The organism is Rhizobium sp. NLR22b (assembly GCF_019685295.1).
Classification (GTDB): domain Bacteria; phylum Pseudomonadota; class Alphaproteobacteria; order Rhizobiales; family Rhizobiaceae; genus Rhizobium.
On the sequence record NZ_JABDWM010000045.1, the window covers coordinates 1 to 13,790 of the forward strand.

Annotated in this window: 2 protein-coding genes and 3 pseudogenes; 3 read left to right on the forward strand and 2 right to left on the reverse strand. The window is 56.7% G+C overall.

Annotation, left to right across the window (positions count from 1 at the left end; genetic code table 11):
* Positions 1-203 precede the first annotated feature (203 nt).
* Positions 204-1,214, forward strand: a pseudogene (locus HJC00_RS31870) (IS30 family transposase).
* A gap of 596 nt (positions 1,215-1,810) precedes the next feature.
* On the opposite strand, the gene HJC00_RS31875 reads toward HJC00_RS31870, so the two are convergent.
* On the reverse strand, positions 1,811-8,986 hold the full coding sequence (locus HJC00_RS31875) for a type I polyketide synthase (RefSeq protein ID WP_221165188.1): 7,176 nt from the start codon (positions 8,984-8,986) through the stop codon (positions 1,811-1,813).
* A gap of 285 nt (positions 8,987-9,271) precedes the next feature.
* Positions 9,272-10,251 (reverse strand): annotated as a pseudogene (locus HJC00_RS31880) (IS630 family transposase).
* An 831-nt stretch (positions 10,252-11,082) separates the two neighbouring features.
* Here HJC00_RS31880 and HJC00_RS31885 point away from each other — a divergent pair.
* Together HJC00_RS31885 and HJC00_RS31890 are read left to right on the forward strand one after the other, a co-directional pair.
* Positions 11,083-12,936 carry a hypothetical protein gene (locus HJC00_RS31885; protein WP_221165189.1) on the forward strand — a complete coding sequence of 618 codons (1,854 nt, stop codon included), beginning with the start codon at positions 11,083-11,085 and terminating at the stop codon, positions 12,934-12,936.
* A 500-nt stretch (positions 12,937-13,436) separates the two neighbouring features.
* Positions 13,437-13,790: pseudogene (locus HJC00_RS31890) on the forward strand (transposase); the annotation flags it as partial.

Sequence of the window (13,790 nt, forward strand, 5' to 3'; positions counted from 1 at the left end):
CAACGATCAGCCGCGCAAATGCCTCGGATACAGGACACCGACCGAGGTATTTATGGCGCATTTGCGCGAAGATGGGTGATCCCCTATCCTGCAAAACAGGCATGATGCACTTGGGTTAGCTTCTCCAGAGGGAGGGGTGGGTTCAAGGATGAAGTGCGACTTGCGATAGATGCCAATGGGTTATCACTCGCAAGGAATGGCTGATGAGACGCACCTACTCCCAGATCGACATGGATGAACGTCGCAGGATCGCTCGCTGGCGAGCGGCCGGCCTGAGCGCCACCGTCATTGCCGAGAAGCTCGGCCGGCATCGCTCGACGATTTTCCGCGAGCTCAAGCGGAATGCTTTTGAAGACCGGCAGATGCCGGATCTGAACGGCTACTATTGCGTGACTGCCCACGAGATGGCGCGTGAGCGCAGAGCCAAGCTGCGCAAGCTCGCCCGGTTTTCCCATGTGCGCCAATCCGTGATCGAACGGATCATCCATGGCTGGTCGCCACAGCAAATCGCCGGCCGCATGCGGCTGGAGCGCCATCCAATCTGCGTCAGTTATGAGACGATCTACAAGTTCGCCTATTCCGCAGACGGTCAGGCCATCAAACTGTGGCGGCACCTGCCGGAGCGTCGCGCGAGACGCAGACCGCGGCATGCCCGCCGGCGTCACGGTCGCCGCTTCAGCCCGGAACTCAACATCCTTCACCGTCCTGACACTGTCGCCGAGCGCAAGCAGTTCGGCCATTGGGAGTGCGATCTCATTCAGTTTCGCAAGAAGTTCGGCAAGGCCAACGTGACCTCACTGGTCGAGCGGGTCAGCCGCTTTGCTGTCTTTCTGCGCAACAACGACCGGCAGTCGAAGCCGATCATGGACGGGTTGATCGAGGTGCTCCAAACCCTGCCCCACGCTGCTCGACGCTCAATCACCTTCGACCGAGGCACTGAGTTCAGCGAATGACCCTATCTGCAGGCTGGCATCGGAACGCAGACTTGGTTCTGCGACCCGCAGTCGCCCTGGCAGAAAGGCACGGTCGAGAACACCAATGGCCGCGTTCGCAAATGGCTTTCGAGAGAGGTGGATCCCCTGTCGATCACCGACGTCGAGCTGAAGGACATCTGCGATCAGCTCAACTCGACACCGCGGAAGTGCTTGGGCTACCGAACGCCGGCGGAAGTCTTCCGCAAGAAACTACTCGCGCAAATCCGACGTGTCGGCTAGCGTCAAACGCGCAAGTCGCAGTTCGGCATGAACTCACACCTATCTGCAGGCTGGCATCGGACTTACGTAAGAAGTTGAGCATAACCGCAGCACCCGGCATCATGTTGGGGGCTGTCTTTCACCAGATCGCGCGCACTCATTCAACCGAAAGTTACTTCGGGGGAGCTAGCGGGCAGCAATCAACCTCCTTCTCAAAACCATCGAGAAGCCTGCACATCGTGTCAACCAACTCCAACTCTTGAACCATGGTCAACGTATTCTCGCTGTGAATGTTCATAAGCTCAATTCGAACAGTTTCAATAAGCCGGACGACATCCGCCGGACTTCCTTCGCGCCAAAGGGAGACGGCCCTCAGGGCTAGGGTGCGATATACTATGGTGCTACTCATGAGGACCAAGGGATTATCAAAGCTGGGCATGTATTTCTCCGTTTTAACGACGGACAGACTCGAGGATAAGGTGATTGGAAAAGTAGCATCTCGCTGTGGTGCCGTAACGGGCTTTCTTGGAAAAAGCGCAAAGGCTGTCCTCGGTTGCTCGTTCCATTTGAAATATTAGAGCTTCCTGCGCCCGCTAGCGAACGACATAGTTCCCAACCTAATGTCGCTCGAAAGACGCGGTCATACCGAAAGTATTGACGAGGATGTTCGACGACGTAGTGCGTCGGCTCGCCCACATCACGCGAATGCGCGAACCTTCGACTTGCTGCGTCGGCGCTCTTGAATGGGTTCGGTACCATCCATTCGAGTCCTTGCCTATGTCGGTATGAGCTCTTTCTGAACAACCGCCGCCCGCACCGCTTCTGCGGTTGCGGGATGCGACAACAGCAAATGTCCGGCGTTGACATAACGGTTCGTAGTCTGGGTTGCGAAATCGGCCCAGCGCTCCAGTTTGCCGTTGTTGAAATATTCGTCTCGGCTGGCGAGGATCAGGGTCAACCCTGGCCCGCTCCTGTGGCCGTACGACGTATTTCTCCGACAGGCGCTGAATGACGGCTAGGTAACCGGTTTGGAACCCGGCGGCATCCTTCATGATGGTCCAAGCGCGTCGTCCCTCCGCTTCGTTGAAGATGTCACGCGCATGCGGAAGACCTGGGGCGGCAAGGATGAGGTGGGAGGCGGGAGTGCCGGACTGCTGAAGGGTATAGGCGGCTTCATAGGCAAAGAGGGCGCCGAGGCTATGCCCGAGGATGACCAGTGGCGCCGTGCTCGGAGGCAGGCTGGCAATGACGCGGGCCATCTCCTTGCCAATCGCCTCGATGGAATTAACCTCTTCATTTGGCCGGTCCATACTGGCGGGATAGCACATCCCGAATACTTCGATCTCCGGAAGTGCGTCGGCCAGGTCCTTGTAGCCGCGGGCGCTCATACCCGCGCCCGGGAAGCAAAGTAGCCGCGCCTTAGCCATCTGCGGCGCCGACAGCTGCACCCACTGCTCAACCTGGTGAGACTTTTCTTGGGTCGTCTGTTGCTTGAGCTTCTTGGACAACCATTCGGCTGCCAGTTTCCGCACCGTCGGCTTCTGAAGGAAGGCCACGGTTCCCAAATCCACCGAAGATTCCCCCTCAATGGCAAGACTGAGCGTGACGGCCATCAGGGAATCCACGCCTAGTTCGTCCATGCGAGTGTCGGGAGTGATGTTTTCTCGCTGTACATGCAGGACATCGCTCAGGTACCGGCTGATGAAATCTTCGGCGATGTTCCGTTGCTGGTCGGCATCGAGGGCATGCAACTGATCGATGATCCTGCTGCCGCCACCCTGTTGCAAGGCCGCGGCCTGAACCGCGAACAGCTGAGACCGAGACTGGGCGCTATTCTTGATAAAGCGCTCCCACACAATCTCGCAGGCACCGACCTGGTTGAACGGCGTTCTTGCAATCCCTTCGAGTGTCGGGAAGATGTCGTCCGCCGGCATGGGAATGACACCGGATTCTTCGAAGTAGCGTACCAGGGCGGCATTCCGGCCGAGTTCGCCGGCGTGGATCGGTCCCCAATTGACGCTCAGGATGCGGGGCTGTGTCCGGCCCCGTGAATCCATGCTTTGAGCAAGGGCATCCAGATATGTGTTCGCCGCCGCATAGCTTGCCTGGGCATGGTTGCCGTATGAGGCCAGGGACGAAAAGTTGACGATCCAATCAAGGGTCTCGTGACCGAGGCTATGCAGCACATGATGCAACCCCTTGGCCTTGACACCCATGACACGCCTTAAATCATCCTCCTTCAGGTCTACGATCGGGACGTCATGATAAACCGTCGCAAGGTGCAGAATGCCGCGTACGGGCATCGCTATCGCTGCCTGCAGGCTCTTGACGCCCTCCGCATCGCTCACATCAGCCCGAAGTTCGAGAATCTCGATGCCTTGGTCTCGCAGGTGTGACAGGACCTGCCGATCCTCATCGGACTTCGCGCCCGACCGCCCGACGAGACCGAGGTGACGAGCCCCCTGATTGACGAGCCATTGAGCGCCCCTCAGGCCGAGCGCGCTGAAGCCGCCAGTGATGAGGTAAAGCCCATCCGGCATGATCGGAAGAGGTCGTCCCGTTGGAACGACCATGAGGTCATCTCGATCCGACATATCGAGCACGATTTTCCCGATATGTTCAGATGTCTTCATGAAGTCAAAGGCATCCTTCACGGAGCGGGCGGGGAATGTCGTGGTTTTGATGGGCAGAAGCTTCTTTTGCTTATAAAGATCCAGTATTTGTCGCATCAAGCGAATGCAGATCTCAGGGCAATGCGTGGTGATATAGTCAAAATCGACATGAGTGATGCTGATGTTCTTCTGGAACAGGCCGAGATGCAGGCGGTTATCAGCAAGAATGTCAATTTTGCCCAGTTCGACGAAACGCCCGCCAAAGGTCAGCAGTTCGACAGATTTCTCCATGGCTTCACCGGGCAGGAAGTTCAGGACGACATCTACGCCCTTGCCGTGCGTCCAGTCCATAATGTCGTCGAAGAACTTCAGGGAACGCGAGTCGCTGACGTATTTCACGCCAAGGTCACGTAGGTATTTGCGCTTTTTCTCGTTGCCTGCAGTGGCATAGACTTCCGCCCCTACCATTTGCGCGATCTGGATTGCGGTTAGTCCGACACCGCCCGATGCTGAATGGATCAAAACCTTGTCGCCGGGCTTCAGGTTAGCCTTTTCGATGAGCCCGAAATATGCGGGCATGGTGTTGATAAAGGGGACGACGGCTTCGGCGAAGGAGAGGGTGCTCGGTTTCCTGAAGACATAGGCGCCCGGCAATACAACATATTTGGCGAAGCTGTCTGCCGCGCCCGCAACCACGGGATCGCCAACCTTGAGATGGGTGACGGCCTCGCCAACGCGGGAAATGACGCCGGAACACTCCATTCCGAGCGTATTTCCGAAATAGGTTCCCGCGATATATTCGGAATCCAGGAGGCCTAGGACCTTCATCAGGTCCTTGAAGTTGAGACCCGATGCACGCACTTCGATTTCCACTTCGTCCGGCGACAGCCTTTTGCGTTCGCGCTCGACGAAGCGAAGCGAATCCGTTCCACCCCTGTCGCTGACGCTGAGCGAGAAGTTCTCGATGTGTTCGGCCGGCACAAGGCGTACGGGGCTTTGGTCGAGCGGCTTAAGCCTTGATATCCAATAGCCCGAGGCACCGCAGGCAACCTCGTGGTCCTGGAGGGCGCGCGACAGCAGAAACTCCCTATGCCGCCGTTCAGGAATTGTGCCATTCAGCTCGAGAAGCGTGATGCCCAGCTCAGAAAGCTCGATCTTGGCGGTGCGGCACAGACCGATCAATGGCGCCTGCCCGGGGCGCGTGCAAAGCCCACCTTCATTGAGCGCAGCACCATCCGTCAGTACCACGATCTTCTGGAAGTTCTGCGGGTGATTCGCGGCCAGCGCTTGGAGAAGCTCCAACACCAGCGCGGTGTTCTGGATACCGATGTCGATATCCGCGTCGCCAGTTTGTGCCGGGTCCTTGTCCAAAGCCCAGCCATAAATGGCGCCTACGATCGTTTCGGTGGCCAATATCTCCTCCAGCCGTGCCCGGAGCTTGGGGGGCGATTGCCAGAGTTCATGCTCCACCATGTACTGGCGCGATGCGTCGATCCATTGACTAGTCCGTCCCTGCTGGTCGGCAAAAATCAGCCATCGTCCGTCATGCGGGCCGGCGGCCTCCTCCGTTGAGACCTCCGGCCAGGGGGTAGGCTCCCAGGTGATAGTATAAAGCTTTTCCCGGATGTCCTTCTCACTCGCCGTGTCACCGGCCGATACGACGACGCTTCGGTATCCACGGATTTCACCGATGACCGCTCCATCGAGGTCATGCACAGACATGTCCAGATGGACACTGTGCCCCGCTTCAGACGGGAACTCACATCGAACCCAGCACTCTTTTATTCCGCGCTGGAACAGACGGATTTCATTCAGGCCGGCTGGCAGATACTGACCATGCTTGGCCGCAGGCATGTCGGCAACATAGACGCCGTTCAAGATCTGAAAGATGCCGTCCAGAACAATCGGATGGATATAGTAAGCATCGATCTCGTCACTCAGATGGGAGGCGTCGATCTGACTATAGATGACATTGTCGCGGACGAAGAACTGTTTGATGACCTGAAACTTCGGCCCAAAACCATATTCGTTTTCTAATGCTTTTGTATAAATTGCCTTCTGATCGAACACCCGGCAGTTTTGCATATCTTTCCGAGGATCGATTCCAGGAAAATGGCGCTCCGGTGGCGTGCGGACGATGCGCCCAGAGGCGCGGCGTTCCCAGGCGTCCTGGCCCATTCCACGGCTGTGTATGGAGATTTCGTCGCGATCCACGTCGACAGAGAAATCGACGTTATCATCTGTGGGCTGGATTGAACTGATCCGCACATCACGCAAGGCCCAGCGATCGGTTGCTTTGCCGTAGCGGGACGCGCAGGCGAACATCGCCTCTACATATGCCGCGCCGGGCAGAATTGGGTGACCCTGGATCTGGTGGTGATCGAGCCAGGGAAAGAACTGTGGGTTTACTTCAGCGCGCCAGGAATCGCCGGGGACCTGCTGCTTGTTCTGGAGGAATGGATGCTCTTCGTGAACGAGGCGCTCGTTTTCCGGCGAGTCCTGGAAGTAGGCATAGCGTTGCTCGTCCCAGGGATAGGTGGGCAGTGCAATTTTCTGCCCACCCGCCGCAGCAGTCCCCCAATCAATTTCTGCACCATTTGCGTAAAGCATCGCTCGTGAACGTTCGATAGTGAGCAGATCGTCGTACTTGCGGTTAAGCGATTCCACACAGATCACGCTATGCGCATTCCTGGCTTTGGCTGTTTCGAGCACCGAACCGCGCAGCACGGGGTGGGGGCCGACTTCGAGAAAATTGCGGTATCCTGCAGCAAGGACCAGGTCGAGGGCCGAATAAAACTGAACCGCTTCACGCGAATTTTGCCACCAGTAATCGCAGTTCAATTCTTCCCCGGTGATCCGCATGCCTTTCAGAGTGGAGTACAAAGGGACCTTGGCCGCCTTCGGCGTAACGGAATCGAGCAATGCAAAGAAGTCTTCGCGGGTCTCCTCCATTAAAACGCTGTGATAGGGCACCTTGACCTGTAGACGTCTTGCGAAAATGCCATCGGCGCTAAGCTGCGCGGCAAGTTCATCCAACTCCCGCTCGTCTCCCGACAGTGTCAAGGCAGAAGGACTGTTTACGGCGGCGATGGAAATTCTCTTGCCCACCAACAGCGGGGCAACCTCCTTGGCCGTGGTGCCAGCGGCCAGCATGCCGCCGCGGCCCGAAAGCCGCTGATGCAGTTCCCCGCGATGGTAAGAAATGGCAAGAGCATCCTCTTCGCTCAGGCTTCCTGCGATGCATGCGGCCGCGATCTCGCCGACGCTGTGACCGATGATACAGCCGGGCGTGAGCCCTCTTGAGCGCCAGACGTCGGCAAGCGCGAGTTGTATTGCAAGATTGCTGGGTTGGGCGAACCGCGGCTCGTCCATCGCCGTGAGTGAGGCGTTGCCGAAGCTCTCTGGATCCGTGAACAATCGAGTCAGCGACCAGCTGGAGAAGCGGGTGAAGATCTCGTCCAGTCGAGCGATCGCTTGCGCGAACACAGGCTCCCGCTTCATCAATGAGGCTCCCATACCCCAGGACTGGGCGCCCATACCGGTGAACAGGAATACGACGGCCGAGGTGCCATCGGCGATCGGCTTGCCCTGGAACACATCCGATATAGTCTCTTCCTGCTCGGAGAAGGCGCGAAGCTTGGCCATGGCCTTTTCGGCAGACATGGCCACGACGGCCGCGCGCAGGTTCTCGTGGTCCCTGTGGCATCCGACGGTATACGCCAGGTCATCGATGGATGCGTGATCAAGCGCCTCCGCATATTGCTTGGCGCGCGCCCTTAGAGAGGCTTCGCTTCGCGCGGATAGCGGCAACAGGATGGGACGCTGCGACAATTTTTCAGCCCGCCTCGATCGGGTGCGCTGACCTTCGGGGAGTAATGGCTTGCGCAGAATGGCATGGGCGTTCGTTCCGCCAAAACCGAAGGAGTTCACGCAGGCGTAGTCAGCCTCGAGATCGGCGACACGTGTGGGAACTGCCAGTTGTAGGCCATCGAAATCGATCGCTGGATTGGGATCTTCAAAGTGCAAGTTGGGAACCACCTTGCCGTGCTTGAGGCAGAGCGCCGTCTTGATGATGCCCGCGATGCCTGCGCCTGCCTCTTGATGACCGATGTTGGTTTTAACTGAACCGACGTAGCAGCGCGCGTCCGCATCCCGGCCCTCGCTGAGAAAAGAGCCTAGCGAATAGGCTTCCTTCGGGTCGCCCACGGCGGTTCCTGTGCCGTGTGCCTCGGCGTAACCGATCTGACTTGGCGCGATGCCAGATTGCTTTGCAACCGTGCGCATCAGCTCAAGCTGTGAGTGCTCATTTGGGACAGTGATCCCATTCGTTCGTCCATCCTGATTGACGCCCGTGCCGCACACGATCGCCAGTATCTCGTTGCCGTGCTCAATCGCCTTTTCATAGGGTTTGACGAGCACCACTCCGGCGCCTTCTCCTCGGCCATAGCCATCGCCCTTGGCGGAGAATGTCTTGCAACGCCCGTCTTTGGCCAAGAATCCACCGAAACACATCGTCGTCGTGAATTCTGGACGGAACATGACATTCACGCCGCCAACAAGGGCCTGGTCCACCTCTCCTGACCGGATGGCCTGGCATGCAAGGTGAAATGCCACAAGCGATGACGAACACGCTGTGTCAACGGACAAGCATGGGCCGGTCAGCCCGAAGTGATACGAGAGGCGCGCCGACAGCATCGTCACGACGCCGCAGGTGTGAGATTGGGCCGCAATTAGTCGCAGCTTGCTCTGGGTGCTGGAAGCATCCACTACGTTGTCGGTGGAAAAGCAGCCGACATAGACTCCCGTTCTGGCCTCCTGCAAGTCCCGCTTCGTGATGTTGGCATTCTCGAGCGCTTCAAGCGTAACCTTGAGAAGCAGACGTTGCTGAGGATCAAGCCGTTCCGCTTCAAGTGGACCCATACCGAAGTAGTTAGGATCAAATTTCCAAATGTCCTCTTTAAGAAACGCGCCTTCGCGGACATACATTTTGCCCGGTGTTTTCGGTCGCGGGTCATAGTATTTCCGAAGGTCCCAGCGGTCGGGAGGCGCTTGGCATACCGCATCCATCTTATTGACGAGCGCCTCCCATAAGGAGGCAGTATCTGTAATGCCGCCAGGATAACGACAGCCAGCCGCAACGATAGCCAGTGCATTCGAAGAGTTTGAATAGGGAAGTGTCACGGCAGGCCTTTCTCGTTTCCGGCGCGGGTGTCGTGGCGCAAAGGCGCTTTGGAGAATGCATGCATATCCACACCTTAGTCACGCAGCACTAAAATTGCTCACTCTGTGAAACAACCCTGTTTCGGGTTTCATTTGTAATAGGAAGTATCTCAGGCCGTTTCGTTGCCTTCAGCAAGTATCGTGACCATGGCTGCCGAGCCGATGTCGGTCATAACTTCTCAGGTGTCGAATCTCTACGTTTGGAAAGAAACGCCGGCACATTGCGGCATCTAGAGCAAATCCTGTTTAATCTGGGTCATATCCTGCGCCCTGAAGTAATTGGCGCATTCTGCTGGCTTAAACCTGGGTATCAAGGCTCCCACTGCATGCCACAAAGCATCGATCTTTCGCTCCGCCCGAGCCCGCAACATAGCTTTCAATTTCGATAATGCATTCTCTATGGGATTGAAGTCAGGACTGTAGGGCGGCAGGAACATGAGTTTGGCGCCGGCGCGCTCAATGGCATCGCGGACACCGGCTGCTTTGTGGGCCGGCAGATTGTCCATAACGACAACATCCCCGATCTGAAGGGTCGGTAGCAGTACCTGTTCGACATATGATGCCAGGAAGACATTGCCATTCATCGCCTCATCGTAGACGAAGGGGGCGGGCGGTCATATCCGTGAGGCGTAGAGCGCCTGTGAATGTCGTTGTTTCCAATGGCCGTGCGGCACGCCTGCTCGACAACGCTCGCCTCGAATTGCACGTCCACGCAGGCGCGCCGTCTTCGTCGACAGACCGTTTGACGGGCAATCGAGTCACTGGATCGATTGCTTCTCCGTCACCGTCTATAAAGATCAGCTTTTCTGGATCGAGATCGAGTTGACCATCAAACCCGGCGCGCTTCAGGACATCCGGCCGATCCTGCTCCAATGCATGTGCGGACTTTGTTAAACGTCCACCCACAGAGTCGCAGCCAAGCACCGAGCGCACTCCGGCTGATGCCGATCTGCCGCTCGACGCACAGACGCTCGACCATTTCGTCAAGCGTCACGTCCTGACGATCGTCAATCATCTCGACAACGAACGCTTCGTGTGCATCCAAGCTCGAAGACCTTCGCCAGCCTTGCGGCCGTGATGTCGGCTCTCCATCGCTGGCCCTTGCGATCCAGCGGTTGCCGTCGAAATCCCAACCCAGAACCGGGCGGCGGCCTGCCGTGCTGACGGTTCGCCGCAGACGCTTTCAAAACGGGTAATCGAAGATCGTCTCTCAGTGCTCGTGCCATCATCCACCTCTTCGCTGTGGATGTTGAAGCAGCTTCGCCGCGCCGCGTCGCCAATCGATTCATCGATCGCAGGATCTGCTATAGCATATTCCAGATACAATCCGCGCTCATCCCATTCCTGGTGCTGTACATCAGGAATCGCTCGAGTGCCTCTCGTTGTGTCTTATCAAGAAATCTGTCCGCCTGCGATGAACCATGCCGCGCTCATTTCGTCGTGTGTTATCTCCCCAAACTCGTGACGGGAGGGCTATCGCTCACAGAGAACGCCAACAGCCTCATCGAGCAGCTTTTTCGCATGAGGGTATAGACTCGCCTGATAAGGCGCCAGTTCCGCCAACGCCGCCATCTTGCGCGAACGGTTCAATTCCGCCGATAGCGATTGCACAAACTCCTTCTTCGTCTTATCGGCTTGGACTTTGGGGTTGCACAAACCTGCTGAATCACGTGAGACCAATCCGGCTCGTCCACCCCTTTAGAGCTACCGTCTTTCTCAACTTCCGGCGAAATCCGATAATTTCGTCTGTTCGTCACAAGAAGTGACGCCAAGCCAAGCAGAGCGTCAGGTTCGCCGTCCTACTGAAAGCGCTCCTGCGCAGGGGCGCGCAGAACGCACGGTCACGCGACCGGATTGCAAACCGAGCGACGTTGTCAAGCCTCAAGAAGCACGCAACTTCTTCGACCACTGCGGATACGACCCACCATGAAAGGGGGCACGCTCTAACGACAATGGCGCCGCGCGGCTACTCGTAGCTTGGAGGTGGAACCTCCAATCGAACTGGCTTTGCAAATGTAATCCTTTCGTAATCGCGAGGACGAGATTTCGTCGGTAAAATGACGAGCATTTATCTGAAAGGTCTCACCATGCCTAGACTTCCCAATGCTCCCCAAATAAAACCTTCAGGCACGATTTATACCGTAACCTCGGATTTCGGCGCGGAATGCGACGACCAGAAGGCCTGGTCGCAATTCGTCGCGCAATTAAAACCAGGGGATGAGGTCTTTGTCATGGCTGGCGGCCCGCAGCCAAGCCAGGCTGCAAGAGCCATGGCCCAAGCGGTTTGGAAAAAAACCGGCAGGTATCCCGTCACAGCCGAAGCGACCCAGTTCGAGGGCCATAAGACCCCGAAGGAAAAGATTTTTAGCCTCGTCGACGGCAAACCAATCCACGATCAGGAGTTGCCTGGATTTTCGAAAGTGCGTCGCAGCGAATGGCAGCAGAAAATCGACGAAGCGGTGATGTCGAACAAGTTCTCGAAACTGGAGATTGTTATTATCTCGCCTATATTTGCGAAAGATGAGGTTTACGATGTTTCACGGGCGGATACCGATCCGCGGCTTGCCACGAGCCTAAAAATGCTTTCGAAAACTGCAATCCTTCAGATGATTCGCAAAGAAGGAAAACTAAACGCTTATAATTATACGAAGAGTGCTCCCGGCCTTCCGGAACAATTTCACGAAGCAGCCGTGCAAGCCGGCTTCACGATGACCTATGTCGATGGAAATACTGCAAAGGATAACGCCTTTAAGATATCCGCCCGACAGCCAAATCTTCCCGGCGTGGAAAATTCAATAGGCTTCTACATCGAGAATCTCCAAGTGCCATGGGTTAATATGCCCGGCCCCACCGGCACCGTGCCGGAACCGGAGCAGATGCATGTAACTATGCTCACTCCAAAGGGAGAATATCCCTGTTTGTTCCATATGTCAGGCGCGTATACGTATGGCTTTGGCCGAGAGCGCTTGGCCAAGGATATCTGCGCAATTACGGATACTAAAGAATATGAAAGGTTCTCTAGCAAAGCCGAGAAGGAACTGAACCGATTCGACACCGAAGTACTCAAGAGTCTCTATGGCGAAGAATGCAACGTCTCTGAGATACGGAAGGAAATGCGCACTGCGATGCTGGACGCGTTAAATAAGTACGCTGAGGAAAAAGGCGTAACAGGCAGGTTCGAGGACTTCGAATCATTTTTCGGCGCTGTAAATAAAAAAGCCGAGGAAACGAAAACTAAGCCTGTGGCGAGCCCTTTTACTTATATTAAAGATTTTACGGAAATCTTGTTTAGGGACAATTCGCGGTACAAGGAAATAACAGACCGTGCTCAAGAGCTCGCAGACCGCGCTGGGCCTGACGGCAAAAGTCATGTCAATGAGATGGCTGCCATAATCAAGGACTACAATGCGCAAGCGGTATCTTTCGATGCGGTTACTCTTGCTGCCTCGCATACGATTCACAAGGACCCTCAACTGATCATGCATTTCACCGAGCGAGATGGGGTGCGTGTTGTAAACCCCGACAAGATCTCCGCTTTGCGGAAATCGAATCCCCATCTTTACGAGACGCTTGTAACTGGCGTTAGAGCCGAGATGACCCTGGACGGCACCGCTATGGCTTACGACGACAGGGAATTAGGACTCGTTAAAACAGGAATGCTTGCTTGGGCCGGAAATAGAATGGAGCAATTGGCTGGCGTCGGTACGACAACAAGCCCTGTCAGTCTCGCAGGGTTATCTTCGGGAGAACTTCGGAACCTCAAACGTACGGCGTCCCATAGCGAGCAAAGCGCTGACATTTCCGACGGGCCTGCTCCCGTGCGCCGTCGGTACTCAGCGGATGCCACCCCCAGCGAGCGGCGCCAGTTTGCTCGGCCTGACAGCGACCGCAGCGGCCGCGATACACCGTAATGAATCGCGAACTTGGCAAAGCCGGGCGCGCCTTCAACTCCCGCCCGACGGTCGTCTCGCCGATAGAGACCTGAAGCTCCTTGAACAGCCAATGCACGAGGTCCTTGCGTCGCCAATGAACGACGCCGCGGACGGCGGTCGGAAGGGATGGGACAGCTTGGCACGGTCAGGCTCAGCCAACATTCTGCCTGGGCCGTGGGTGCGAGGACCGAGTTGGCCACCTTCAAGCTTCTGTCCTAACGGCAAAACGTGTCGTTTCGATCTTCGGCATCCTCGTTGCGAATCCCGAATACATAGAGGCTCACGGCGCTCCGTGAACACCGGGCGAGATCGTTGCGCTGGCCCCGGGCGGCGCTTCGTAGCCGATAGCGGAATATCGCTCGTGACTGCCGCTCTCGATGGCATTGGGATCGGTGACCTGATGTGGTGGACGGCCTCCGCTCCCGGCATCGCAATGTGCCAAAGTGTGGCTGTCGAAGTCACATAAGGGAGAGTCGTCCATGGAGAAGATTACCACAATTGGTTTGGATATCGCCAAGCATGTATTTCAGGTTCACGGGATCAATGGTGTCGGCGCGACGGTGAGCCGCCGCCGGCTGCGCCGCGACGATGTCGTTGGGTTCTTCAAGGCATTGCCGCCATGCCTGATCGGAATCGAGGCATGCGCGACTGGACACCACTGGGCTCGGGTTCTTATGGCGCTGGGTCACGAGGTTCGGCTGATGCCGCGTCTTACGTCAAGCCATACGTGAAGCGGCAGAAGAACGACGCGACAGATGCCGAGGCGATTTGCGAGGCGGTGACGCGGCCGACGATGCGCTTCGTTCCAGTGAAGAGCGAGGAGCAACAGGGTG

Excerpts from the sequence above, each read along its gene's own strand:
- HJC00_RS31885 (WP_221165189.1), top strand. The coding sequence starts at position 11,083 with ATGACGAGCATTTATCTGAAAGGTCTCACCATGCCTAGACTTCCCAAT.